Source organism: Polaromonas sp., assembly GCF_049790275.1.
Taxonomy (GTDB): Bacteria; Pseudomonadota; Gammaproteobacteria; order Burkholderiales; family Burkholderiaceae_C; genus Polaromonas.
Genome location: NZ_JBAQYR010000117.1, coordinates 107,886 through 133,328 on the forward strand (window position 1 = coordinate 107,886; position 25,443 = coordinate 133,328).

At 55.6% G+C, this 25,443-nt stretch carries 21 protein-coding genes; 20 read left to right on the forward strand and 1 reads right to left on the reverse strand.

What is annotated here, in order from left to right; all coding sequences use genetic code 11:
- Positions 1–78: 78 nt before the first annotated feature.
- From WA904_RS15855 to slmA, 20 genes are all read left to right on the forward strand, one after another.
- Positions 79–849 carry a class I SAM-dependent DNA methyltransferase gene (locus WA904_RS15855; protein WP_425198087.1) on the forward strand — a complete coding sequence of 257 codons (771 nt, stop codon included), beginning with the start codon at positions 79–81 and terminating at the stop codon, positions 847–849.
- A gap of 72 nt (positions 850–921) precedes the next feature.
- Complete coding sequence (locus WA904_RS15860) at positions 922–2,247, forward strand: lipopolysaccharide biosynthesis protein (RefSeq protein ID WP_425198088.1); 1,326 nt, start codon at positions 922–924, stop codon at positions 2,245–2,247.
- Between the two features lie 80 nt (positions 2,248–2,327).
- Positions 2,328–3,392 (forward strand): hypothetical protein, encoded by a 1,065-nt coding sequence (locus WA904_RS15865; RefSeq protein WP_425198089.1) that lies wholly within the window; start codon positions 2,328–2,330, stop codon positions 3,390–3,392.
- 101 nt (positions 3,393–3,493) lie between these two features.
- Positions 3,494–4,384: a hypothetical protein gene (locus WA904_RS15870; RefSeq protein WP_425198090.1), complete on the forward strand. Its 891-nt coding sequence runs from the start codon at positions 3,494–3,496 to the stop codon at positions 4,382–4,384.
- Positions 4,385–4,857: 473 nt separating this feature from the next.
- The gene (locus tag WA904_RS15875; RefSeq protein ID WP_425198091.1) at positions 4,858–5,994 is read left to right on the forward strand and encodes a glycosyltransferase; all 1,137 of its coding nucleotides are present in this window, start codon (positions 4,858–4,860) and stop codon (positions 5,992–5,994) included.
- A gap of 12 nt (positions 5,995–6,006) precedes the next feature.
- Positions 6,007–6,861 carry a class I SAM-dependent methyltransferase gene (locus tag WA904_RS15880; RefSeq protein WP_425198092.1) on the forward strand — a complete coding sequence of 285 codons (855 nt, stop codon included), beginning with the start codon at positions 6,007–6,009 and terminating at the stop codon, positions 6,859–6,861.
- A gap of 55 nt (positions 6,862–6,916) precedes the next feature.
- Entirely contained in the window at positions 6,917–8,917 is a 2,001-nt protein-coding gene (gene asnB, locus WA904_RS15885) for an asparagine synthase (glutamine-hydrolyzing) (protein ID WP_425198093.1), read from the forward strand.
- Positions 8,895–10,223 carry a hypothetical protein gene (locus WA904_RS15890; protein ID WP_425198094.1) on the forward strand — a complete coding sequence of 443 codons (1,329 nt, stop codon included), beginning with the start codon at positions 8,895–8,897 and terminating at the stop codon, positions 10,221–10,223. Before asnB ends, WA904_RS15890 begins: the two co-directional genes overlap by 23 nt.
- Positions 10,224–10,328: 105 nt before the next feature.
- Positions 10,329–11,462: a glycosyltransferase family 4 protein gene (locus WA904_RS15895; protein WP_425198214.1), complete on the forward strand. Its 1,134-nt coding sequence runs from the start codon at positions 10,329–10,331 to the stop codon at positions 11,460–11,462.
- A gap of 145 nt (positions 11,463–11,607) precedes the next feature.
- Positions 11,608–12,888, forward strand: coding sequence for a hypothetical protein (locus WA904_RS15900; RefSeq protein ID WP_425198095.1), 1,281 nt, complete (start codon positions 11,608–11,610; stop codon positions 12,886–12,888).
- Between the two features lie 8 nt (positions 12,889–12,896).
- Positions 12,897–14,351 (forward strand): hypothetical protein, encoded by a 1,455-nt coding sequence (locus tag WA904_RS15905; protein ID WP_425198096.1) that lies wholly within the window; start codon positions 12,897–12,899, stop codon positions 14,349–14,351.
- Positions 14,348–14,899, forward strand: a complete 552-nt coding sequence (gene epsC / locus WA904_RS15910; protein ID WP_425198097.1) for a serine O-acetyltransferase EpsC — start codon at positions 14,348–14,350, stop codon at positions 14,897–14,899. The genes WA904_RS15905 and epsC overlap by 4 nt, the downstream gene beginning before the upstream one ends.
- 1 nt (position 14,900) lies before the next feature.
- Entirely contained in the window at positions 14,901–16,754 is a 1,854-nt protein-coding gene (locus tag WA904_RS15915) for an NAD-dependent epimerase/dehydratase family protein (RefSeq protein WP_425198098.1), read from the forward strand.
- Positions 16,755–16,817: 63 nt separating this feature from the next.
- Positions 16,818–17,642: an NAD-dependent epimerase/dehydratase family protein gene (locus WA904_RS15920; RefSeq protein ID WP_425198099.1), complete on the forward strand. Its 825-nt coding sequence runs from the start codon at positions 16,818–16,820 to the stop codon at positions 17,640–17,642.
- Positions 17,643–17,725: 83 nt separating this feature from the next.
- Entirely contained in the window at positions 17,726–18,286 is a 561-nt protein-coding gene (locus WA904_RS15925; RefSeq protein WP_425198100.1) for a sugar transferase, read from the forward strand.
- Positions 18,287–18,356: 70 nt separating this feature from the next.
- On the forward strand, positions 18,357–20,237 hold the full coding sequence (locus WA904_RS15930) for a polysaccharide biosynthesis protein (protein WP_425198101.1): 1,881 nt from the start codon (positions 18,357–18,359) through the stop codon (positions 20,235–20,237).
- A gap of 57 nt (positions 20,238–20,294) precedes the next feature.
- On the forward strand, positions 20,295–21,206 hold the full coding sequence (gene argB / locus WA904_RS15935; protein ID WP_425198102.1) for an acetylglutamate kinase: 912 nt from the start codon (positions 20,295–20,297) through the stop codon (positions 21,204–21,206).
- Between the two features lie 99 nt (positions 21,207–21,305).
- Complete coding sequence (locus tag WA904_RS15940; RefSeq protein ID WP_425198103.1) at positions 21,306–21,998, forward strand: response regulator; 693 nt, start codon at positions 21,306–21,308, stop codon at positions 21,996–21,998.
- A 73-nt stretch (positions 21,999–22,071) separates the two neighbouring features.
- Positions 22,072–23,493, forward strand: coding sequence for an ATP-binding protein (locus WA904_RS15945; RefSeq protein WP_425198215.1), 1,422 nt, complete (start codon positions 22,072–22,074; stop codon positions 23,491–23,493).
- A gap of 150 nt (positions 23,494–23,643) precedes the next feature.
- Positions 23,644–24,279, forward strand: coding sequence for a nucleoid occlusion factor SlmA (gene slmA, locus WA904_RS15950; protein WP_425198104.1), 636 nt, complete (start codon positions 23,644–23,646; stop codon positions 24,277–24,279).
- Positions 24,280–24,339: 60 nt separating this feature from the next.
- Here the strand turns inward: slmA and WA904_RS15955 are convergent, their stop codons facing one another.
- Complete coding sequence (locus WA904_RS15955; RefSeq protein WP_425198105.1) at positions 24,340–25,401, reverse strand: malate/lactate/ureidoglycolate dehydrogenase; 1,062 nt, start codon at positions 25,399–25,401, stop codon at positions 24,340–24,342.
- Positions 25,402–25,443 lie beyond the last annotated feature (42 nt).

The following is a 25,443-nucleotide window of genomic DNA, read 5'->3' on the forward strand; positions in this document are numbered from 1 at the left end:
CGGCGGCGCGCATATGAACATTCCCCTCCCTACGCAACTGCCGCCAGCTTGACCATTCTTCAATCCATTGGAACCCCTATGAGTGTCTTCAACTCCCTTTATGCCGGTCAATACGACCAACTTTATGCAGAGAAGAACTATCTGGGTGAGTGCGATCTGATCGAGGCTGCCGTCAAGCGCCATGCTGGCAGTCATCCCGCGACGCTTGTTGATATTGGTTGCGGGACAGGAGGCCATGCGATAGAGCTTGCCAAACGCGGTTACAAGGTCACTGGTGTCGATTTGTCGCCATCGATGATTGAGCAGGCGCGCCAGAAGGCTGCATTGCTCACAAGCGGGGAGCAGCCTGCCTGGCTATGTGGTGATGCGCGTGACTTTGATACCGGCATGACCTTTGACCTCGGCATCATGATGTTCGCGGTGATCGGCTATTTGACGACCAATGAGGATGTACTCAAAGGCTTGCGCAATATTCGCCGCCAACTCAAAACAGGTGCGCTGTTTGTCTGCGATTTTTGGTACGGGCCTTCGGTTCTTTCGGCAAGGCCGGCAGACCGGGTGCGTACTCTGCCGACGGAGGGCGGGCGCGTTATCCGTGCGTCCAGCACAACGCTCGATGTGGTCAACCATACTGCCGATGTAACCTTCAAACTGTGGACATTGGAAGGTGACCGACTGACCGGTGAGACTACCGAGACTCACCGGCTTCGCTACTATTTCCCACAGGAATTCGCTCTCCTGCTGTCTCAGGCCGGTTTCACACTTCAAAGCATGAGCGGCTTTCCTACGCTGGACGACCCTTTGACAGAGCAAACATGGAATGCTTTCGTTGTTGCAAAGGCCAGTTGATCCCGAAGATGCGGGGGATGTGTCGTTTTCGCCGGTGCGGGTCAAACAATTGCCTTCGGAAAAGAAGAATCGATGACAACCGGGATTTCACAAAAAGGAGCATTCCGGCGTAACGTCAAGTGGCAACTTGTCGGCAGTGCCAGCCAGGCTGTCCTAAGTGGCTTGCTTCTTTTGCTGATGGGCAGAGAGTTGGGAACGTCGGGATTCGGCGTTTTCTCAATCGTGATGGGCTACGTGTATGTTGCCAACCTCCTTTTTGAACCGCGCATGCAGGACGTCGCGGCGAGGCAGTTCTGGAATTTCAATCCGAAGTCAATCGACAGGAAGCAAAGCCAATACTTCATCGACTTGTTTGGAATGGAAGCCCTTGGTAAGTTGCTGCCCTGTGCCGGGCTCATTTTGCTGGCCCCCTATCTGGCTGATTTTGGAAAGCTCGCGCCAGATGGGGCGGCCCTTATCACCGTCGCGGCGATCGGAGTATATGTTTCGAAGGTAGGCAACGGGCTATCGGTTGGCTTGCTGCGTGTTCTTGGGCGAAGCGACTTCAATGCTTATTGCGCTACTGGCGAACTCCTTCTTCGGGTATTGCTGACTTTGGCGTTGATCAAGTTTTACACGCTGTCGGTCTTGGCGGGCATCCTTGTTCTATGCTTTTCGGGTTTTCTGAGTAACTTACTGCAGTGGATGCTGACCATGAAGCAATTGAAGAACATGCATTTCGCGCTGGGAGAGTGGCGGTTTTCTTCCGCGAGAGAAAGGTTTCGAGAAAATCGCCGTTTGTTGTATGCAAATTTGGGATTGTCGGCGTCTGATCTGATGAACAAGGATTTGGACGTCGCACTACTTTCGCCATTGTTGCCTTCCGACCAAATTGGTATCTACAAAATGGCCAAGAACATTGCCTTGCTGACGTGGCGTGCCGTTGATCCATTTTGTTTGGCGCTGATGCCGGAAGTCAATCGTCTTGTGTCACTGGGGGACCTGAATGGGGTCAAACGGCTGCTGGCTAAAAGTGCACTCGGGCTTCTTGGACTGGCTGCGGGGCTTGGTTTAATGTCCTACTTCGCTTTAAGTTTTTTCGGCGACTCGTTGCTGGGGCGCGATTTTTCGAACATCTCAAAGCTTATGCCGTGGATGCTGATTGGTATTGTCTCCAGTGCGCCGTTGGTATGGGGCCATGCTTTGGCTGTTGCTCTGAACCGGGCAGAATTTGCACTTATGGGGAGTCTGTTTGGATCGGCGGTGGGACTTTTCGCCTTCCTGACTTTGCCGTCGCTGTATGGCATGTATGGCGCGGGCATGGCCTGGACTCTCACTTTCCTGTTGAATTTTTCTTTTACTGCCGGGGTTTCCCACTATGTTCTTCGTAAACGCGCCCGATTTTCCATCGTGCGCTAACGGACCTTACGCATCCGGACATCGAGTGAAAACCGGTCCTCTTTTTGACAATGGGCTCTACGAACTTAGGGAGGGTACTTATGGCCGTCGAAAATCCTGCTCAAGGAGTTCATAGCGTTTACATCGTTGAGCCAGTTTCTCAAGGCTGGATCATCGAGCGTCTGATGAGCGATATAGCTCGGGAGTTGAACCGCCGCGGTATTGCGACTCGCATTGGTGCGGGTGAAGGGTACGCAGCCGAAGATGTTATTTTTAACTCGCGCTATCTGGTCCCGTTGGCTGATGCAGGAGCGAAGATCAATTCGTTATTCATCACGCATGTTGACGATGCGATCAAGGAGATGGAGCTCAAAGCCCGCTTGAAGGACTTCAATAGTTTTGTCTGCCTGTCTCCCCAAGACGCTGACTTCGTCACTGCGCTGAAAGGTAACAGAACTGGTGTCAAGGGGATAGAGCTTCCATCGCGTGACTCGACTGTTCGCCCTGTGCGTGTAGCAATGTTTTCTGCTTGCTATGAAGATGGCCGCAAGAATGAAGAATGGATTGCTGAGTACTTTAAAGATAAGTCCTGCGAGCAAAAACAAAGTTTTGTATTTTGCTTTATGGGGTGGGATTGGGAGAAGTTCTGCATGAGTCTGGCGCGGCTTGATATGAACTACGAAATTTACAGATACTCCCGTTCAATGGCTGGAGAGTACGCCTTGAACAAGGAAATCTTGGCAACCATGGACGCGCTCATTTATCTGGGCTTCGACGGTGGCGCCATGAGCGTTTACGATGGCATTAATGCCGGCATCGATGTGATAGCATCGAATATCAGCTATCACCAGGGCCTTGACGATTCCGTGATTCTGTTCAGCGACCGGCAGGGTTTCTTTCGGGAGTTAGACCGCTTGTACGCCAAGAACACTGGACGTAAAAATTCCCTGCAACAACGCTCTGTCATTACGTACGTCGACCATTTGTTGAAGCACTGGAATGACTTGTTGATGCCAAGCCCAGCGGTAGCGGCTGAGCGTCTCCAGGTTCCTAGCGCAGATGAGACAAAAACGCTAAAACTATTTCGCGCGCATTACAAAAACCTGAGCTTGTCGCGCCTCCGATCGGCTGCCATCAGATTTCTACAGGTCATGTTCTCGAGATGATTAATTCCAGGGCCGACTTGGGTGGGTATTTTTGAATCCTCCGAAGCCGATGAAAAACTCTTTACAACAACTCGCAGCGAGTATTTATGTCGAATAGCTTCTTGAAAAAATTGATTGCCAAGGCCCGGGACTTTATCAATCTGCCAATTCACGTCCGTGCAATGAACGATCTGATGTTGTTCCAGCAGACAAAACAACTTCAGATGTCACATCCCAACCCGCTTAACAGGTATGGACTGAAGTGCTTTTCCCAAACTGATGAAGACGGGATAACGCTTGAGATTCTGAAGAGAATCGGGGTCTCGACTCCGGGCGTGTTCGCTGAATTTGGGGTTGGAAACGGCACGGAGAACAACACGCTGATACTGGCTGCTTTAGGGTGGAAGGGATTCTGGGTTGGCGGACAGGACATACATTTCAACTGGAAGCAGGGCGACGCGCGCAAATTTACTTTTTTGCAGTCCTGGGTCACTCTCGACAATATTCTCGACCTCACCGCTAAAGGGTTGTCACTGATCGATGAAAAACACCCCGATGTTGTTTCGTTGGATCTGGATGGCAATGACCTGTTTTTTATTGAGAAGTTGTTGTCGAGTGGCATGCGTCCCAAATTATTCATTGCAGAGTACAACGCGAAATTCATTCCTCCCGTGGAATTTACGGTCGCCTACGATGCGAGGCACGTATGGCAGCACGATGACTACTTTGGGACATCTCTGAGTAGCCTCGACAAATTATTCACCAGGTTCGGCTACAAGCTTGTGTGTTGCAATTCGCATACTGGGGCGAACGCGTTCTTTGTCGATTCCAAATATGCGGAGCATTTCATGGATGTGCCGAGCGACATATCGCAAATTTTCGTGGAGCCGCGCTACCATCTTTATCTCAGCTACGGACACGCCAAATCATTCAAGACAGTGGAAAAGGTATTTCGCGACTTGAATGCAGGCGCTCCTTCTGCAGGCGCACCGGCCGCGACATTGGATCGCTGAAATGCGGCTTCGACACTTGTAGGCGTCCTCCTTTTGAAGAGGATGTACTTTTGGGCCGCGTGGTTCCAGGGATATGGAAATTTCCATCGATTGATAAACATAGTTAATCTTTGCTTGAGTTATGTTTTGGTGGCGTACGCTTTAATTTCGGCAGCCAAAAACTTCGCCCGAGTGAACCTTCAGGATTTTTGGGAAACGTGGGTATTATTTTTGACATTGTGTGCGTTCACGATTTTTCACAGCCTGCAGCAAATTGACTACGATCTGCGATACCGCCTTCCTCTTCTATGGCCTCTTTATACGCTTGCCGGGCTGGGGTTCTATCAAATCCGATCGCGTTATAGAAGTAACTAGCCGCCCCTTACGACACCATTCGTCGAGGAAAAAATTCACGGAGGATTTAACTGAGGCTCGTGCGCTGTCCTCGGGACTCAATTCGAGTTTCAGCATGGCGTGCTACCGGTTGTTTACCCATGCGCATTGTTCACATCATTGTCGGGCTTGAAGTCGGTGGGGCGGAGCTGATGCTGAAGCGACTTGTTTTGTCCTCTCAAAGTAACCCAGCGTGCCAACATTGCGTTATTTCGTTAACCGGAGTTGGCGTTGTTGGTATGGAAATGAAGGAAGCGGGTGTAGAGGTGCACGCGTTGGAATTGACTTCTGCCAGGGCATTTCCCAAAGCGATTTGGCGCCTTGCCTTGCTGATTCGAACCTTGCGGCCCGCTGTTGTTCAAACCTGGATGTACCACGCGGATTTTTTGGGCGGGTGGGTCGGGTGGTTTCTGGGTTGCAAAGTCGTATGGGGTATCCGTTCCACGGGCATTCCTCAGGGGCCCGCTTCCCTGACGTGGTGGCTGATTCGCGTCAACGCCATCTGCTCACACTTCCTGCCGCACAAAATTATTTGCTGTGCAGACTCCGCAAAAAAGGCCCACGCTGCCCTTGGATTTGCCGCCAGGAAAATGGTTGTCATTCCCAATGGTTATGACTTCTCGGACTTTTCTTACAACCAGGCTGACCGGCAACAGGTTCGCGAGCGCACCGGCTTTAGCGAGTCCGATATTGTCATTGGCGTCGTGGGCCGCTTTGATGCGCTGAAAGATTTTCAGAATTTCGTCCTGGCAGCGAAATTCACGGCCCTCGAGTGCCCCGAGGCCCGTTTTTTAATGGTCGGCCGCGGTCTGGACGTCAATAATTCAGTTTTGCGCGGATGGATCGCCGCTGAGGGCCTGGATGAAAAATTCAGCCTGGTCGGAGAGCAGGCTCGCGTACCTGTGTACCTCGCTGCCATGGATATCTTCTGTCTGTCGTCCAGGCAGGAGGCGTTTCCCAATGTGGTTGTCGAAGCCATGGCCGTAGGCTTGCCCTGCGTTGTGACGAATGCAGGCGATGCCGCGGCCATTGTGGGCGATTTGGGATGGGTAATCCCTGTAAAAAATTCCGTTGCGTTGGGCCGGGGATTGGTGCAAGCGTGTCGTCTGCCGGCGTCCAGGCGAGCCCTGATCGGACAAAAAAGCGCGCAGCAGGTGCGGGCCAGATACGATATCGACTCCATTCGCCACCAGTATGAATCCGTGTATGGCGAGCTTACGCAATGCGAGACCCAATAAAGTTTTGACACTATGAATGACAAGAAAAACTCCGATGCCAAGACGGTGGCCGGTTTCGGTGATGAGTGGACGCGGTTTGATCAAACCGGGATGGCGGAGGCGGAAACCCAGCGCTTGTTCGACAGTTATTTTTCCGTTTTTCCCTGGGACCGGCTTCCCGCCAATTCCGTAGGCTTCGACCTGGGATGCGGGAGTGGGCGATGGGCACGGCTGGCAGCGCGGCGCGTGGGCACACTGCATTGCATTGATCCCAGTTCGGCCATAGAGGTGGCGAGAAAAAATCTGGCAGGCCTGCCCAATTGCAAACTCCATCAGGCGGGCGTCGACGATATGCCTCTGGCGCAGAAGTCCATGGACTTTGGGTACAGCCTTGGCGTCCTGCATCACATTCCCGATACACAAGCCGCATTGACGGCGTGTGTAAGCAAGCTCAAATCAGGCGCCCCGTTTTTACTGTACCTTTACTACGCGCTCGACAACAAACCGTGGTGGTTCCGGGCCGCGTGGCGTTTGAGTGATCTGCTGCGCAAGCTGATTTCCAGCATGCCTCACGGATTGCGCTATGTGTCCAGTCAAATTCTTGCGGCAGTTATTTACTGGCCACTCGCCCGGTTGGCCTGGCTTGCAGAAAAACTCGGTGCAGGCGTGAGTAACTTCCCCCTTTCCGCATACCGGAACTGCAGCTTTTATGTCATGCGTACCGATGCGCTGGACCGATTCGGCACCAGCCTTGAGCAACGGTTTTCCCGGGCGCAGATACAGGCCATGATGCAAGCCGCCGGCTTGCGCGATATTTCATTTCGGGAGGCCACGCCTTATTGGTGCGCCGTCGGATTCACCCCCTTGGCTGAGCAGGAAAATCGCTGATAAGCCGTGGTGGAGAGGTTGTTGACGGATCAAATGAACCAGAGGGCTGATAAATATGTGTGGGCTTACGGGTTATTTGGGAAGCACCCCGCTTTGCGAGGCCGGCGACGGGGCTTGTGGCAGTGCGGGGACATTGCTCAACATGATGACGAATGCCATCGCTCACCGGGGCCCGGACTCTGACGGCTATTGGCAGGACCAGGATGCGGGCATCGCCCTGGGCCATCGTCGATTGGCGATCGTCGATGTGTCGCCTGCCGGCGCGCAACCCATGCAGTCTTCCGGCGGGCGTTATGTGATCGCCTACAACGGCGAGGTTTACAACCACAGGCTCCTGCGGCTCGAACTGGAGAAACAGCAAGGCCTGACGGCCTGGCGTGGGCACTCGGATACCGAGGTGCTGTTGGCGGGGTTTGAGGCCTGGGGCATTCAGGCCACGGTTGAGCGTGCGATCGGCATGTTTTCTTTTGCCGTATGGGACCGTCAAACGCGCACTCTCACGCTGGGTCGTGACAGGCTGGGTGAAAAACCCATGTACTACGGCTGGCAGAACAGCGGAAAGTCGGCAGTATTCCTGTTTGGCTCGGAACTCAAGGCGCTGCGGGTGCACCCGGCATTCGGTCGCAATATCAGCCGTGAAGCGCTCAGCCTCTATGTGAGGCACGGGAACGTAGGTGGCGCGCGATCGATTTATAAGGGAATCCACAAGTTGATGCCGGGCACGCTCCTGACGGTATCCAGGCAGGTGCCCGAGCCCGTGCTGCACACCTACTGGGATGGCGCGGCAGTGGCAAGGCGGGGTGTGGCAAATCCATTTGCCGGTTCGTCGAACGATGCCGTTGATGCCCTTGAGGTTTTGCTAAAGGATGCGGTTGGACAGCAAATGGTGGCCGATGTGCCACTCGGAGCCCTTCTGTCAGGTGGAGTGGACTCTTCTGCGGTGGTGGCGCTGATGCAGGCGCAGGCACAGCGGCCCGTGAATACCTTTTCCATCGGTTTCCACGAGGCGGGATACAACGAGGTGGAGCACGCGGGGGCGGTGGCGCGGCATTTGGGCACCAGCCATACCGAGATGTACGTGACGCCTGCTGAAGCGATGGCGGTTATTCCGCATCTGCCGACCTTGTATGACGAGCCGTTTGCAGATTCATCGCAGATACCTACGTTCCTGGTAAGCCAGTTGGCGAGGCAACATGTCACGGTGGCGCTTTCGGGTGACGCGGGTGACGAATTGTTCGGCGGTTATAGCCGTTACGAGTTGACGGCCAGTTTGTGGCCCAGATTGAGTTCTATACCGTTGCCGGTACGCCGTACGCTGGCGTGGGCTTTGACCCAGCTTTCACCGCAAACCTGGAACTCGCTGGCGCGTCATACACCGATGGCCAAACGCTGGTCGGATGTGGGCTACAAGTTGCACAAGGGCGCGGGGGTGATGGCCGCGCGTTCGACGGCGGAGTTGTATTCGGGCATGGTGTCGCAGTGGGCTGATCCTGCTGCGGTGGTTTTGGGAGGCGCAGAGCCGGCTGCTGGATTCAACGGAGATCAACCAAACCTGGCTGGGCTCAAGGACGTGGAGCGCATGATGGCGCTCGATATGCTGACGTATTTGCCAGATGACGTCTTGACCAAAGTGGACCGCGCTGCCATGGGCGTTAGCCTGGAAACGCGGGTGCCGTTTCTGGATCATCGTGTGGTGGAATTTGCCTGGCAACTCCCGCTCAATGACAAGCTGCGCCATGAAGGAGGCCGCTACACCAGCAAATGGGCATTGCGTCAGGTGTTATACCGTCATGTTCCCAAAAGCTTGATTGAGCGACCAAAAATGGGTTTTGGTGTGCCTATTGACAGCTGGTTGCGCGGGCCATTGCGCGCTTGGGCGGAGGACTTGTTGAGTGAGACACGCTTAAAACGGGAAGGCTATTTCAACCCCGTGCCGATCCGGCGCAAATGGATGGAGCACTTGAGCGGAAAACGGGACTGGCATCACCAGCTTTGGTGTGTCCTGATGTTCCAGGCATGGTTAGGAAACAGGGATGAAAGAAATCATGCAGGATAAACCCGCGAGCGACTTGTTGGTCAGGGCCAAGGCATTTGCTTTTAAGCCATTTGGGGTTTTTTCCCTGGCTTTTATCTGGGCATTGATGGCCGGGTTTGTTCTCCAATGGATGGTCTTGCCCGCATTGCCGGAGTTGCATGCGGGCAATGGGCTGTTGAAGGGCGGCGACTGGGTCAGATTTCACCGCGAGGCAGCGGAGCTGGCAGCATTGATGCAGCATCAAGGTTGGCGTGTGTGGGAGTTACGGCCACTTGGTAATGCGCCCATCGGTATCACAGCCGCGGTGTACTCTTTGACGGGTATTTTTGAACCGTGGGTGACCTTGCCCGTCAACGCTGCGATGTTCGGTCTGGCTGCTGTCTGCCTGTACACAATTTTCAAGGCGCTCGCGCCCGACCGCCTGGCGTTTGTCGCTATTTTTCCGTTTGTGCTGTTCCCAAGTGCTACCTTGATTTACGGTCAAATTCAGAAAGATGTTTTCTCCATTGCGGGGACATTCTTGATTGCCTTGGTATGGGTCCGGTTTGCAGAACGTGCCGAGATGGATTGGCGCAAGTTGGTAGCTCGCGGTGCTTCTGTCGCGGTGGGTTGTCTGCTGGTTTGGACCGTGCGGCCATATCTGATGCAATCACTCATTGCTATGTCGCTGCTGGTGATTGCGCTGTTGGCTGTTACGGCTGGTCGAGGAAGGGGGCGTCTGTGGTGGACTGGCCTCTTGCTGTGTATGCTTGTGCAGGTCGGATATACATCCTTATTCTCCGCATCTTCCGAGCCCACAGTGCCAGCATTGCCTTCGACGTCCGCGGCTTCCCTCCAAGGCTCTTATCTAGAGAGGATGGTCGCGAAATTGAATGCGGCGCGTGTTGGTTTTGCAGATGGTTATCCAAACGCCGGCAGCAATATCGATACTGAGGTCCGTTTTAACTCCCCGGCGCGGGTGGCTCCCTATGTGCCTCGCGCGCTTCAAGTTGGATTGCTGGCTCCGTTTCCGTCGATGTGGCTGGGCGATGGTGTTTCTCCTGGTGGCGGTGTAATGCGATTCATTTCAGGTATGGAAATGGCGGTTACCTATGTTTTGCTTGTTGGTGTTTTGGTGTTTTTGTACCGCTTCAAGGGCAATCGACCGACTTTGTTCACCGTAGTGCTGATCGCGCTGGTATTGACCCTTCTTCTGGCGCTGGTTGTTTCCAATGTAGGTACTCTTTATCGAATGCGCTACGGCAGTTGGCAAATCTTGAATGGCTTGGGAATATTGGGATGGTGTGTACTGTGGCGACAGTCAAGAACTACAAGGGACTGCCAATGATCGTGATGATCGATCTCACCGCCTTATGGATGAATGCCGCACGGCATTCCGGCGACCCGGTTTGAACATGCTGGTGTTCCACGCGAAGCTGCGGGCTGGCCACATATGAAGCACATATTGCTGTTTGTCGTGAATGTCGACTGGTTTTTTCTGTCTCACCGCCTTCCGATAGCGCTTGAGGCACAACGCAGGGGCTACCAGATCCACATTGCAACGGGGCTGACCGACAGGCTGGATGAGCTGCAGAGCTACGGGTTCGTGGTGCACCCTCTATTGAGGATGGATCGCAGCAGCGCTGGGCTCGACAACGCTTGGCATACCATTATAGAACTGTGGAGAATATATAAAGCTGTGCAGCCGAGTGTCGTACATTTGGTCACCATCAAACCTGTTTTGCTTGGCGGTATGGCGGCACGGATAGCTGGGGTGCCGGCGATGGTGGCTGCAATCTCCGGCTTGGGCTTTGTATTTGTGGCCTCTGGCGCCAAGGCGACGGTGCGTCGCTGGCTGGTGGAGATGTTGTATCGTCTGGCTTTCGGTCACCGCAACCTAAAGGTGATCTTTCAAAATCCAAGCGATCGAATCAGCTTGGCCCAGGTGACACATTTGAAGGATTGCAAAATAGAAATCATTCGAGGCTCCGGTGTCGACTTGGCCCAATTTAGCTACACGCCGATTCCACAGGGTACCCCTGTTGTGCTGCTGGCCGCGCGGCTGCTGATTGACAAAGGCGTGCGCGAATTTGCGGACGCCGCTCGATTGTTGAAACTGCGAGGGGTGGTCGCAAGGTTCTGCCTGGCGGGCACGGTCGACCCCGCCAATCCGGCTAGCCTCACAGACGCTGAGCTGGCGCAGTGGGCGGCTGCTGGTGTGATTGAACTATGGGGACACTGCGCGGATATGCAGAGTGCGCTGAGTTCGGCGCATCTCGTGGTGCTGCCATCCTACCGAGAAGGCTTGCCCAAGGTTCTCATGGAGGCTGCTGCTTGCGGTCGAGCCGTAATTACTACCGATGTACCCGGTTGTCGCGATGCCATAGACTCTGGAATTACTGGCATGCTGGTGCCTGTACGCAACGCTGAGGCGCTGGCCGACGCTCTTGAAGAGCTGCTCAATGATCCTGCACGCTGTCAGGCCATGGGCAATGCAGGCCGCGCCTTGGCTGAACGAGCGTTTGATGTGCGGCAGGTAGTTGCGTTGCACCTACAGATCTACAAAGAGTTGATCGAAAAATCATGAAGATGCCGAAATAGAGTTGATTTCTCGGGAAATCCGGACACATCGATCATGTTAGAGTGCCGCGCTTGTAACCCAATATTGGCGGTTGATGTTAAGCCGAGTAGGCTAATCTCTGCGATCCCTAATCTAACTTTTACATCTCACTATGTCCAGAATGATTTTTAAAAAAAGAACAGCGTGGTTGTGGGGCATCGGTGTTGGAATTCTGTTTCCGTTATTCTTTCAGCTTGGCAGTGGGATTTACAGAGATATCAATCCCATGACTGACTCTCAAGGTGCGCTGGCACGTTTGCCCCTTCCCGTTTCCATATTGGCTTGCCTATTGGGGCTTTGCTTGTTCGCTCGCGACCTGAGGAGATCTAAGCCTGCGCTTGCAATGATTCTCGGAACAATAGCAGTCAGCTTTTTATCTCTTTGGCTAGGTAGCGAGGTCACCACTCCACCCCTTCGCAAGTTGACAGCGATAGCGCAGCTACTCTTGCCCTTGTCAGGGTTGCTCCTCGGACAACTAATTGATGACAAGGAGAACATTGTTGGTCGGGCATTTTTAGTAGTTATTTCGATTGTGGTTCCGCTTCAATTACTGGCGACCTGGCTCCAGGGCGGTTTGATTTTGACGCATTACTTGTATGCATTCAGCATCTATTCCCACTTTCAATATGTCACTTTGATTTTTGTGTGTGCTTTTGCTTATTCGTTGACAACTTTATGGGAAGAATACAAGGTTTGGCTTTGTATTCTTGCTATACCGATGTTTATTTACATTACAGCAAGCCTGTCTTTCTTGACGATTTTTGCTTATTCGTCTCTTTTTCTTGCCTTTGTGACACATAAGCTGTGGATATATCGTGCAAATGCGATATGGGTGGCAGCTTCGGCAAGTTTGATCGCGGTGGCTGCTTTGGGTGGTGCTACTTATTTTGGAAAAATGGCCGGCCAGCGTACCTCTGTCGAAGGTGAGCAGGGTTCATTTTATGGAAAATTTAAAGGTTTATCGGAAGGAAAGATACCTACAAACGTTCAAGAGCGTCTGGATGATTGGACACTCTTTGGTTATGCGATTGTAGAGAGCAAAAAATCTATATTGGTAGGGCATCCTCAACCGATGCCTCGAGAGATAAAGTCGAGTCCCCACAACTGGTATTTGGATATAACTTATACATTTGGCTTGATTGGGTTATTTCCCATATTGGCTTTGATTGTCTACACAGCTAGTACGTGCTGGAGAAAGCGAAAGTCACTGACTGCACAAACTTGGTGGTTAAGCGCCATTGTGTTTTACTTGGTTATTGTGGATAGCAATTTCAAAGTAACATTGCGCCAACCTTATCCAGGAATTTTCGCCTATTTCCTCTGGGGCTTGCTTCTTTCGAAAATTTGTCAAGCACCGGTAATACCTAAGTCCGAAGTGCCGGGTCAGGCTTGAGTGTTTTCATGCGTGCATTTTCGACAAGACTGAAAAGCGGAGTTTTGGTCAGCGCAGCAGGCGTCTTCGGTTCAGCCTTTCTATGGCTTTTAAGTTTCAAGGCGATTGCTTATTGGGCGGGACCAGAAGGTGTTGGTTTATTTTCGCAGCTCCGACAGATAGCTCAAGCTGCCACTGTAGGTGCGACGTTTGGCGGAACTAATTCAGTTGTCCAGGGCCTCGCCGAGCGAGATGATGATTCTGCGCGCCGGCAATTTCGCACAACAGCGGCTCCTATCATTGGACTGACTGGTGCCACTCTTGCCTTGGCAATGCTCGCGGGAGCTCCTGAACTGACATGGTTTCTCCTGTCATCCAGCGCGCCCACTCTTGTTGCTACTGTGCGATGGATAGCGCTGGCTGTGCTGCTTAATGTTGGCGGCACTTATGCTCTTGCTGTGCTCAATGGCTATCGTTCTTATTCCTATCTTGCACTTGCACAAATGGCCGGGCCCGCGGCGATGATGGTGCTATTGATAGTGACCTCGTTATGGCATCTACCGCCAGAGCCACAAAAATTGGCAGGTGCTTTTGTGCTCTGTTTTGGTTTGACTTTTCTTGTGGGTGCGTTCGGTGTATCACGGTTGCCCAAACTTTTGGATGGCTCGGCTATAAAGGCTCTACCAAAAGTGCAACGCCATGCATTTATTCAATTTGCAATGTCCAACCTCGTAGCAGCGTTATCAACGACCATTGCACTACTACTCATCCGCTCTTGGGTGATTGAGATCAAGGGCCTTGCCTTCGCAGGACTTTTCGACGCCGGTTGGACTTTGACTTTCAACTACACCACCCTATTTTTGACTGCTTGCAGTGCCATATATTTGCCAGTACTCACCGCTGCGACTCGCCTTGAAGCTCAAAAAGCTTGCATGCTCAAGATGGCATACTTTGTATTGGGTTCCAGTATCCTAATATGCTATGGAATGGTACTGCTTAGGGAGCCGCTGATAAATTTGCTTTATACCTCTCAATTTCAAGCCTCTAGCCAATTATTGGTTGTACTAGTCATTGCGGTAATCTTCAGAGGAGTCTCCTGGGTGTATGGAACCCTGATTCTCGCGACACGGAATTCGCGTGTGCTTCTGCTTTCTGATTTAGCGCTCAATTTATGCTTACTTGTGATGACCCGTTACGCGCTAAATAGCGATGCATCACTAGAGGCATTGGGCTGGGCTTTTGTACTACCCAATTTTCTGTATCTTATATTCGTGATCGAATATGCTCGCATGAAGAACCGGCTACTGCAACGGCGCAAGATTTGGCCGTTTTTAGTCGCGGGCACGCTGCCCTTGATTTATCTCGCTTTAGCCTTCGCTGAGCCACAGTGGGTTCGCTCTGGGCTTTTCGAGTGGTTGTGCATAGCTATCGGCCTAATCGTTGGCCTTATTACTCTTATTGTGTACAAGAAAGTAATTCTGTGAAAAAGTTGCGATTGGATATAGAGCGCTATTGCATGCTGAGGGGATATAGCGGGGTAGTTTCTTCGCCGATGCTGTTTTACACATGTTTTAATCCTCGAATGGCGCCGGTGGTACTTTTACGGCTCGCTGAGTTTTTCTATGAGCGACGCATGGGAATTTTGGCAAAGTTTTTCTCGATGCTCAATGTCCTTATTTTTGGCATTGAAGTATCCCCGCAAGTGCGCATAGGTGGAGGCTTGTTCCTTCCGCATACCGTTGGTACAGTCATTGGTGCGAGCCATATCGGTGACAACTGCACCATCATGCAAGGAGTAACTCTGGGAACCAGAGAGCCGGATATGGGCTTCACTGTGCTGGCGCGGCCTATTATTGGCAATCATGTACTCATAGGCGCGGGTGCCAAGGTGATAGGCCCTATCGTGATAGGCGACCATGTCAAAATTGGCGCTAACGCTGTGGTTTTGTGCGACGTGCCAGCTTACGCGTTGGCAGTGGGCGTGCCGGCAAAAACTTTGTCTCCACAGAAGCCTGATAGCGCTGAGAGTTGACATGACTCCATTGGTTATTAGTGCTTCGCTTGTTCTTTACAAACCTGACTTGCCGACAATCGAGCGAACACTTCTTGCGCTAGAAGAAGCCGGCCGACTAGCGAGACAGCAATATTCACTTCAATTCAGCCTCGTCCTGGTAGATAACTCGGGCGACGATGCTTTGCATCATAGTCTGACTGTTTGGCTGGAAGGCTTTCGAAGTTCAGTGCCGAGTTGGGCGTTGCAGCTGGAGCGTTCTCCCGGCAATGTGGGATATGGTCGAGGCAACAATTACGCTATTTTCAAGGCTGAATCTGTGTATCACCTTGTTATAAATCCTGATCTTTTTGTTGAACCTGACGCATTGCTTGAGGCCTTACGTTTTATGGAGGATCACGGCGACGTTGGATTACTCAGCCCTGCAGTTTATGGTGAAGATGGCGAGCGTCACTATCTTTGCAAGCGTAATCCAACCTTACTGATTATGTTCTTGCGAAGCTTTTCCCCGCGTTGGCTTCAATCAAAATTGAGATCCTTAATAGACGAATTTGAGATGCGCGATTGCGATTATGAAAAACTAATATACCCAGTAGAGTACCCGACGGGGTGTTTCATGTTCTTCCGAACTGCACCGCTCCAAGCTATTGGTGGTTTTGATTCAGACTTCTTTCTGCACTATGAAGACGCTGATGTCGGCAGGCGGATGCTTGGTGTCGCACGTGTCGTATATGTACCGACAGTCCGCGTTGTTCATCAATGGGCGCGTGACACGCATCGTTCGTTGCGGTCCAAGTTAGTCACGGTCAGGTCGGGATGGCTTTATTGGCGCAAGTGGGGTGGCGTTCTCAAGAGTAAGTCAGTGGTGGTATTGCCGGGTCATGGCCGACTCTCCTGTAGAAGCGCGGTTGCGAGTTCGAATTGGCGTGTGCTCGTTACTGGCGCCAATGGATTTGTCGGTCAAGCGCTTTGTGCTCGTTTGGTTATGGATAAATATTCTGTCTTGGCCGCTGTTCGCAGGAAGCCTGCTACCGCTCAACCTTTAGCTTTGGAATATCTTGCCATAGGAGATATGTGCGAGCACTCGGATTGGACGGCCGAATTTTCGAACGTGGACTGCGTAGTCCACTTGGCGGCTCGTGTGCATCTGATGCGCGAAACAGCGACTGACCCGCTTGCTGAGTTTCGCCGGACCAATGTCGCGCTTACCGAGAATTTGGCGCGTCAAGCGGCCAAAGCAGGGGTTCGGCGTTTTGTTTTTGTCAGCTCAATCAAGGTCAATGGAGAAACGACACCATTTGGGCAGCCGTTTACTGAGGATGATGTTCCAGAGCCGTTAGATCCCTATGGTGTGTCAAAGCTTGAGGCAGAGTTAGCTTTGATGGAATTGGCCAAGCACACAGATATGGAAATTGTGATCATTCGACCCGTGCTGGTATATGGACCAGGTGTAAAAGCCAACTTTCACACTATGATGCGCTGGGTGGTCAAAGGTGTGCCATTGCCACTTGGGGCTCTGGATAATCAGCGCAGCTTTGTCGCCATAGATAACCTGGTGGATCTAATCGTCACCTGCTTGGACCATCCTGCAGCCGCTAATCAAATATTCCTCGTGAGCGATGGCGAGGACTTGACCGTTACTGGCTTGCTGCAACGAACTGCTGCGGCTTTTCACAAGCCCGCTAGATTGCTGCCCGTACCGATATTTTTGCTAAGGGCGGCAGGACGACTATTTGGGAGGGAAGCGGTCATCAAGCGGCTTTGCGACACGCTACAGGTTGATATTTCCAAGGCGCGACGCTTGCTGGGATGGACTCCACCGATTTCCGTTGACGCCGCACTGCGGAAAACTTCACAGTATTTGCTAAATAAGTAAGACATGCTTCAAAGGCCGCGGAATTCTATTTTCTTGACTGGTGCAACAAGCACCGTAGCATCATTGCTGATTCCGATTTTGCAGAATAATGATCTGTCAGTTTTTGCTCTTGGACGCCGTCCGGCAGAGAACTCTATTGGAGTTTCATGGCATTTTGTCGATCTTTCAAATAAAACGAACGATTTACCAGCCTTGGAGGCTAACACTCTGATTCATGCTGCTAGTCTCTGGTTCCTGCCGGATTGGCTTGAAAAGTTTCATGCCCTGGGTGTTCGCCGCGTCATCGCTTTCAGCTCTACCAGTCGATTCACCAAATTGGCCTCGGCTAGTCCTTATGAGCAGGAAATCACCCATAAACTCATAACTGCAGAGGAGCGAGTAGTCTCCGAGTGCGAACGTCTAGGCATTGCGTGGACCATTTTCAGACCCACGCTGATCTACGGTGGCGCCGGTGGCGATCGCAATGTGGCGGACATTGCTCGCTTAATCCGCCGCTTCGGCTTTTTCCCGTTGTTGGGTACGGCCAGCGGACGCAGGCAGCCTGTTCATGCAAGAGACCTAGCGACTGCCTGCGTGCAAAGCCTGTCATCCCCGGCTAGCCACAACCGGGCTTACAACCTGAGCGGTGGTGAAATCTTGACTTACATCGACATGGTGAGACGCATCTTCGAGACTTTGGGCCGGCAGCCCAGGTTCGTCCGTATTCCCCTCGTGGCCTTCAGGCTGGCGGTGTCGTTGGCCCGTCTACATCCGCGCCTCGCACATCTAACGCCCGACATGGCCCTGCGAATGCAGGTCGACCTGGTTTTTGACCATGGCGATGCGACGCGCGACTTCGGCTATCGCCCTGGCCGCTTTGACCCAGCTTACCTGACTACGCTGCACTGATGTAAGCCCGGCGACGCCATACGGCACAATTGAAAAATTTCTGATTAGCACCTTATACTTCATTGCCATCGAATGTAAAAACCATGAAAAGAGCATTCGATCTGGCTTTGGGCCTTATGGCTGGCATTTTGCTGCTGCTGCCCCTTTTGCTGGTTGCGCTGTTGGTGCGCTTGACTTCCAAGGGCCCAGTGCTGTATTGGTCCGATCGGGTCGGGCGCAACAACCATATTTTTAGGATGCCAAAATTTCGCAGTATGCGAATAGGCACGCCGGCAGTGGCTACCCATTTACTGAGCAATCCGGACAGTTATCTCACACCAATAGGTAGTTTTTTGCGCAAGAGCAGTCTGGATGAATTGCCGCAGTTGTGGAGCATTCTGCGCGGCGACATGAGTTTTGTTGGGCCGCGCCCTGCTTTGTTCAATCAGGAGGATCTGATCGCGCTGCGAACGCAAAGCGGTGTTCACACCTTGTTGCCGGGCCTGACCGGGTGGGCTCAGGTCAATGGCCGGGATGAACTACCGATTCCTGATAAGGTCAGGCTCGATGTTGACTACCTGCGGCGGCGGTCATTTTGTCTGGACCTCCGCATAATCTGGTTGACGGTTCTGAAAGTCTTGCGCCGTGACGGGGTCGCGCATTGAGAGAGGCAAACCGGGTTGACGGCTTATGGGGCTGGGGCAGCTTCCGGCGATGGATATAAGAAGGAACTTAATGCAGCGCACTATTTTGGGCTGGCCGCGTTCAGCCAAGATAGCGGTGGTTATTGCGGTCGACGTGGTCCTGGCCTTGCTTGCCACCTGGGTAGCCTTTACGCTGCGCCTGGATGAATTGCACTACCCCGTGGGTGCGCAATGGTGGGTGTACATGCTTGCGCCGGTTCTGGCCATTCCTGTATTTGTCAAATTTGGTTTGTACAGGGCGATCTTCAGGTATACGGGACAGGCGGCGTTGAAAGCCACAGGGCAGGCCGTGGCGGTCCATTGCATGGCCCTGCTGGGTGTGTTGTTGTGGCAGCAATGGCCTGGCGTGCCTCGAAGCGTGGGTATCCTGCAGCCCCTGTTGTTTCTGTTGCTTGTCGGTTCGAGCCGCGCTCTCGCGCGATTCTGGCTGGCGAACCTCGATGGTTCGCGGGGACGCAGCGATGGCCGCCTGCTGATTTACGGTGCGGGCACGGCGGGTGCGCAGACTGCTTCGGCAATTGCTATATCCCGGCAATTTGTGTTGCTGGGCTTTCTTGATGATGATGCGACCAAGGTCGGACGCAGCATCAACGGTGTACCGGTGTTTGCACCGTCGGACATTCCGGATCTGGTGGCCCGGCGGGGTGTTACAGACATTCTGCTGGCCTTGCCCAGCTCTTCGCGGGAGCGGCGTAACAGGATCATTGCAAGTCTGCGCTCGGTGCCCGTACATATTCGCACTTTACCGGGCCTGGCCGATCTGGCTACGGGGCGCGTGACTGTCCAGGACTTCAAAGAGCTCGATATTGAGGATCTGCTGGGTCGAGACCCCGTGCCACCCAACACGGACCTTCTGGCCCGCAATTTGGCCAACAAGGTGGTGCTTGTGACCGGGGCCGGAGGCAGCATTGGAAGCGAGCTCTGCCGGCAGATACTGCTGGAACGTCCTCGCCAGCTATTGCTGCTGGACCACAACGAGTTTGGCCTGTACAGCATCCACCAGGAATTGCAGGCTTTATGCAGCGCCGAAGGACTCCCTTCAGAACTCGTTCCGCTGCTGGGCAGCATAGCCAATCCCCAGCGCCTGCAGGAAATTTGCCAGGCTTACCGCCCTGCAACGGTTTTCCATGCAGCGGCCTACAAACATGTGCCGATGGTGGAGTCCAACCCGGCAGAAGGCATTTTGAACAATGTGTTCGGCACGCTCAATATGGCACGGGCAGCCATCGACAATGGTGTTGCACAGTTTGTGCTGGTGTCCACCGACAAGGCCGTGCGCCCGACCAACATCATGGGGGCAAGCAAGCGCATGGCGGAACTGGTTCTGCAGGCGTTGGCTGGTCAGGCCACAAATGTGGCCACGTGTTTTGGCATGGTGCGTTTCGGCAATGTACTGGGATCCAGCGGCAGCGTCGTGCCTTTGTTTCGCGGCCAGCTTGCCAGTGGGGGCCCGCTGACAGTGACGCATCCGGAAGTCACCCGCTATTTCATGACCATTGCGGAAGCAGCCCAACTGGTATTGCAGGCCGGAGCCATGGCCACCGGCGGGGACGTGTTTGTTCTGGACATGGGTGAGCCTGTCAAAATCATGGATCTGGCCCGACGCATGGTGGAGTTGTCCGGACTGACCGTGCGCGATGAAGGCAATTCGGGAGGGGATATCGAGATTGCCGTCACAGGCTTGCGTCCTGGCGAAAAGCTGTACGAAGAGTTGCTCATCGGAGACAACCCCACACCAACCGCACATCCGCGAATCATGAAGGCCCATGAGGACTATCTGGCCTGGCCTGAACTCGAATTGCACCTGCAGACTTTGCGTCGTGCTGCGGACAGCAGCGATGTGCTCGCCATCAAGGCGGTGCTTCAAACATGTGTGCATGGGTATGGCGCGCCAGCTCCTCAGGCGACATGATTTCCCGGTTTTCGCGGGGATGCGGCACAATTTGATATCCACTCAATTACCGCCCCAATGACCCATCCTTCCACCACCGACCCCGACCTTTCCCACGTAGGCCCACGCGACAAGGCCGAGATACTGGCGCAGGCGCTGCCCTACATCCGCAAGTTCCATGGCAAGACGCTGGTCATCAAATATGGCGGCAATGCCATGACGGACCCGGCGCTTCAGGCGGATTTTGCCGAGGATGTGGTGCTGCTCAAGCTGGTGGGCATGAACCCGGTGGTGGTGCATGGCGGCGGACCGCAGATCGAGACGGCGCTGAACCGGCTGGGCAAAAAGGGCGAATTTATCCAGGGCATGCGGGTCACCGACGAGGAAACCATGGAAGTGGTGGAGTGGGTGCTGGCCGGGCAGGTGCAGCAGGACATCGTGGGCCTGATCAACCAGGCGGGCGGCAAGGCGGTCGGCCTGACCGGGCGCGATGGCGGCCTGATCCGGGCGCAAAAACTCAAGATGGTTGACAAGGACGACCCGGCGCGCGAACACGACATTGGTTTTGTCGGCGACATCCTGAGCATCGACCCAAGTGTCGTCAAGGCGCTGCAGGACGACGCTTTCATTCCCGTCATCAGCCCCATCGGTTTTGGCGAGCACAATGAAAGCTACAACATCAACGCCGACGTGGTGGCCGGCAAGCTGGCCATTGTGCTCAAGGCCGAAAAACTGGTGCTGCTGACCAACACGCCGGGTGTGCTCAACAAGGCCGGGGAGTTGCTGACCGACTTGAGCGCCCGCGAGATCGACGACCTGTTTGCCGACGGCACGATTTCCGGCGGCATGCTGCCCAAGATCGAGGGTGCGCTGGACGCGGCCAAAAGCGGCGTGAACTCGGTCCACATCATCGACGGCCGCGTGCCGCACGCCATGCTGCTCGAAATCCTGACCGATCAGGCCTACGGCACCATGATCCGCTCGCATTGACGTTTTGTGGTTGCCTCGCTGACGCAAAGCTGTCGGTGACCTGTTCGCTGGTGTAATCCCCCATGAGCCCGGTTGGCGGCGCCCCCTATGCTCTGAACTATGCGACTCCTCCTGGTTGAAGACGATGTGATGCTGGCCAGTGGCATCAAGCTGGGGCTCAGCGATGCCGGTTATGCGGTGGACTGGGTCGGCAGCGCCGAGCGTGCCGAAGAGGTGCTTCAGGGCGAGAGTTTTGACGCCGCCATCATCGACATCGGCCTGCCGAAGATCGACGGCCTGGAGCTGACGAGGCGGATGCGCACGCGCGGGGTGGCCATGCCGGTGTTGATTCTCACCGCGCGGGATGCGCTGCAGGACCGTGTGCAGGGCCTGGATCTGGGTGCCGACGACTACATGGTCAAGCCGTTTGAGCTGCCGGAGCTGCTGGCGCGCCTGCGCGCCCTGCTGCGCCGGTCGCAGGCGGCCACCAGTGCGATTCTGAGTTTCGGCGCGCTGGAGCTGGACTCCGCCAACCGCCAAGCGCGGGCCCATGGCCAGCTTATCGAGCTGGGGCCACGCGAATGGACGGTGATGGAGTATCTGCTGATCAACGCTCCCAAACCCGCCAACAAGGAAAAACTGCTGGCCGCGCTGACCGGCTGGGATAAGGAAATCACACCCAACGCCATCGAGGTCTACATTTCCCGCCTGCGCGGCAAGCTGGAGCCGCATGGCATCGCGCTGCGTTCCATACGGGGTTTTGGCTACCGGCTGGAACTGGTTGCCGGGCCGGCGGGCGCAGTGCCCGAATAAACCCTGTTGCATGGCCCAGGACTCCCGAGCCGACGCCGCCCTGGCAACAGTCGCCGCCAGCAGGCCCGCAGCCATGAAATTCGGCCTGCAGCGCCGCCTGCTCCTGCTGCTGCTTGCGCCTTTGAGCCTGTTTGCAGCGGTCAGCATTTATTTCGACTATCAGGCGGCCGGCGATGCCGCCCTGCAGCAGGACCAGCAACTGCGCCGGCTTGCGCCCCTGCTGGCCGATTCGGTGATAGCGGGCGGCAACACGCCCTCAGACGGCCCGGTGATGCTGCTGGCGCCATCGGTCGCCGAGTACATCAAGGGGCGCGCCGGGTTTGCCGGCTACCGGGTGTCGAATGCCACCGGCGCCTACCTTGCTGGCGATGCCTGGATCAGCCCGATGGTGCCCACCACGCGCGAGCCGGAGTTTCACAGCATGGAGGAGGACGGCGTGACCTACCGGGTGGTGGCGCAGCGCGTGAGCACTGTCGCCGGCGAGCTGATCCTGCAGCTGGCCGACGGCTCCGATGCACGCCAGCAATGGGTGCGTTCGGTGTTTTTCAAGGTGCTGCTGCCCAACCTGATCCTAGTGCTGGCGGCCGCGTTTGCCGTCAACTGGGCCGTCACGCGGGCCCTCCGGCCGCTGTTGGCGCTCAAGGAGGCGGTCGAGCGGCGGTCCCCGCGTGACCTCGGCGCCATCGACCCCCGGAGCACGCCAACCGAGGTCCAGCCTCTGGTGGCGTCGCTGAACCGGCTGTTTGCGCTGGTCAACGACCAGGCCGAGGGCCAGCGCCGTTTTGTGGCCGATGCCGCGCATCAGCTGCGCACGCCGCTGGCCGGCCTGCAGGCCCAGGTTGAGGCTTGGGCGCAGGCGGCCAATGCGCCCGCGGCCGGCGGTCAGCTGACCCTGTCGGCGGACAAGATCATGCGGCTGCGCAGTGCAACGCGGCGCACCTCGCAGCTGGCCAACCAGTTGCTGGCCCTGTCGCGGGCCGATGCGTCCAACATGTCGGGCCAGGCCATGCAGCGTGTGGACCTGAAGGACCTGTGCGAGTCGGTGCTGGCCCTGCATCTGGATGCAGCTTCAGCCAAGGGCATTGACCTGGGGCTGGAGGTGCGTTTTGCCCAGGTGTCCGGCCATGAATGGCTGCTGCGCGAGCTGCTGGGCAACCTGGTGGACAATGCCGTCAAATACACGGCGCCGGGCGGTACGGTCACGATACGCTGCGGGCACCTGCAGGGCCCGCCGGATGGGCTGCCAGTGCAGGCGCGGGTGTTTCTCGAGGTGGAAGACGACGGTCCGGGTATCCCGGCGCTGGAGCGGACGCTGGCGCTGGAGCGCTTCTACCGGGTGCCCGGCACCGTCGGGGAAGGCAATGGCCTGGGCTTGGCGATTGCCGACGAAATTGCCCGCGTTCACCGCGCGCCGCTGACGCTGGAGCCTGCCGGCAGCCGGGACGGCATGGCATGGGGCTTGCGGGTGAGGCTGGTGCTCCAGCTCTCGGCCTGATCCCGGGGGCGAAAAACCGCTTCGCCGGCGCTTGCGCTACCCGGGTTTGCCCCCGGCCGGTGCCCGGCTGGAGGGTGCGGTGGCTGTGCGAGAATCAAAGCGACGCCCTGGTTTTTGAAACATCTCTTACAACAACGCACTGCACGCCTTATGTCCGAGTCTGAGTCTGATGTGAGCCCCGAGCTCTCCACGCCAGCCGCCCCGCGCAAGCGCCCCAAACCGGGCGAGCGCCGCGTGCAGATCCTGCAGGCCCTGGCGACCATGCTGGAGCAGCCCGGCTCGGAGCGTATCACCACCTCGGCCCTGGCGGCCCGGCTCGACGTCAGCGAGGCGGCGCTGTACCGCCACTTCGCCAGCAAGGCGCAAATGTTCGAAGGCCTGATCGAGTTCATCGAACAGACGGTGTTCACCCTGGTCAACCAGATTGCCGAGCGCGAAACCGACCCGGCCCAGCGCACCCGCAAACTGGTCATCATGCTGCTGCAGTTTGCCGAGAAAAACCCCGGCATGACCCGGGTGATGGCTGGTGACGCCCTGGTGTTTGAAAACGAACGTTTGCAAGAACGCATGAACCAGTTTTTCGACAAGCTGGAGTCCAGCCTCAAGCAGAACCTGCGCGAAGGCGCGAATTCCGATGGGGCCGCCGCACCGACCGTGCAGGCGCAGGTCCAAGCGTCGGTCATCGTGGCTTTCATGATGGGCCGCCTGCAGCGCTTCTCGCGCTCCGGCTTCAAGCGCCTGCCGTCCGAACACCTGGACGCCAGCCTGGCCATGCTGCTGGGCTGATCGGCTCGCTATCAATAAGTGAGCTGTTTGCGCCCGAATCTAAAGGGCTAGAGGCCGAATCTATGTCAAGGTTACGCCCACCTTGGCTCCCGCCGTCACAATTTCCTGCCAGGTTTGGGCATCGACCGTGATGCCTTCGCTTTGCCGCTGCACCCGGTAAGCGCGCTCCGGATCGCCGGGGATTTTCACCGCGTCATAGCCCGGCGCCACCGGGCCGGCCTGAAGCCAGTCCACAAAAGCCAGCGCTTCCTCTTCAAACGCCGCTTGGGTACCGAGTTTGGCCGGATCGATCAGGATGGTGAGCATGCCGTTGACAACGGCCCGCACGGCCGGGTCTGTCGGTTTGTGCCAGGTGCCGCTGCCCGTCAGCGCTCCGCCCAGCAGCTCGCAGGCCACCGCCATGCCGTAGCCCTTGTGTTCGCCAAAGGCCAGCAGCGCGCCAAACAAGCCATTGCCCTGCGGCACCACTACCACGCCGGGGTCGGTGGTCGGCCGGCCTTGCTCGTCAATCAAGGTGCCGGGCTCCACGCGCCGGCCTTCGTTGTGGGCGACCCGCATCTTGCCCTGCGCCACGCGGCTGGTGGCAAAGTCCAACACAAAGGGGGCGCGTCCTGCGAGAGGCACACCTATGCAGCAGGGGTTGGTACCGTAGCGGCCGTCGGCACCGCCGAAAGGTGCGACCACGGGCCGGGAAAGCACATTGACGAAATGCAGCGAGACCAGGCCGCGATCGACCGCCATTTCCGCAAAGTGCCCGATGCGACCGAGGTGGTGCGCGTTGGCCAGCGTCATGATGCAGCTGCCATGCGTTTTGGCGCGTTCCATGCCCAGCGCCATGGCTTGTGCGCCGACGATTTGGCCGTAGCCGCGCTGGCCGTCCAGCGTGAGCAGTGAGCCGGTGTCGAGCACGATCTTGGCGTTGCTGTTGGGCTTCAGGCCGCCTTCGAGCACCGCGTCAACATAACGCGGCAGCATTCCCACGCCGTGCGAGTCATGGCCGCTCAGATTGGCCAGCACCAGGTTGGCAGCGACCGCGTTCGCTTCTTCGGGAGAGCTGCCGCTTGCTATTAAAACAGTAGCTACTTGCGCTTGAAGTACAGGGGCTTGGAGTATTTTTTGCATATAAAAGCGTTCAGGTTGTACGGAGGGTCTCGGGTTTGGTCC

Excerpts from the sequence above, each read along its gene's own strand:
- WA904_RS15925 (WP_425198100.1), top strand. The coding sequence starts at position 17,726 with ATGAAAAGAGCATTCGATCTGGCTTTGGGCCTTATGGCTGGCATTTTG.
- WA904_RS15915 (WP_425198098.1), top strand. The coding sequence starts at position 14,901 with ATGACTCCATTGGTTATTAGTGCTTCGCTTGTTCTTTACAAACCTGAC.
- WA904_RS15905 (WP_425198096.1), top strand. The coding sequence starts at position 12,897 with ATGCGTGCATTTTCGACAAGACTGAAAAGCGGAGTTTTGGTCAGCGCA.
- WA904_RS15930 (WP_425198101.1), top strand. The coding sequence starts at position 18,357 with ATGCAGCGCACTATTTTGGGCTGGCCGCGTTCAGCCAAGATAGCGGTG.
- WA904_RS15880 (WP_425198092.1), top strand. The coding sequence starts at position 6,007 with ATGAATGACAAGAAAAACTCCGATGCCAAGACGGTGGCCGGTTTCGGT.
- WA904_RS15860 (WP_425198088.1), top strand. The coding sequence starts at position 922 with ATGACAACCGGGATTTCACAAAAAGGAGCATTCCGGCGTAACGTCAAG.
- WA904_RS15890 (WP_425198094.1), top strand. The coding sequence starts at position 8,895 with ATGAAAGAAATCATGCAGGATAAACCCGCGAGCGACTTGTTGGTCAGG.
- asnB (WP_425198093.1), top strand. The coding sequence starts at position 6,917 with ATGTGTGGGCTTACGGGTTATTTGGGAAGCACCCCGCTTTGCGAGGCC.
- argB (WP_425198102.1), top strand. The coding sequence starts at position 20,295 with ATGACCCATCCTTCCACCACCGACCCCGACCTTTCCCACGTAGGCCCA.
- WA904_RS15940 (WP_425198103.1), top strand. The coding sequence starts at position 21,306 with ATGCGACTCCTCCTGGTTGAAGACGATGTGATGCTGGCCAGTGGCATC.
- WA904_RS15875 (WP_425198091.1), top strand. The coding sequence starts at position 4,858 with ATGCGCATTGTTCACATCATTGTCGGGCTTGAAGTCGGTGGGGCGGAG.
- WA904_RS15945 (WP_425198215.1), top strand. The coding sequence starts at position 22,072 with ATGAAATTCGGCCTGCAGCGCCGCCTGCTCCTGCTGCTGCTTGCGCCT.
- WA904_RS15865 (WP_425198089.1), top strand. The coding sequence starts at position 2,328 with ATGGCCGTCGAAAATCCTGCTCAAGGAGTTCATAGCGTTTACATCGTT.
- slmA (WP_425198104.1), top strand. The coding sequence starts at position 23,644 with ATGTCCGAGTCTGAGTCTGATGTGAGCCCCGAGCTCTCCACGCCAGCC.
- WA904_RS15855 (WP_425198087.1), top strand. The coding sequence starts at position 79 with ATGAGTGTCTTCAACTCCCTTTATGCCGGTCAATACGACCAACTTTAT.
- WA904_RS15900 (WP_425198095.1), top strand. The coding sequence starts at position 11,608 with ATGTCCAGAATGATTTTTAAAAAAAGAACAGCGTGGTTGTGGGGCATC.
- WA904_RS15955 (WP_425198105.1), bottom strand. The coding sequence starts at position 25,401 with ATGCAAAAAATACTCCAAGCCCCTGTACTTCAAGCGCAAGTAGCTACT.
- WA904_RS15895 (WP_425198214.1), top strand. The coding sequence starts at position 10,329 with ATGAAGCACATATTGCTGTTTGTCGTGAATGTCGACTGGTTTTTTCTG.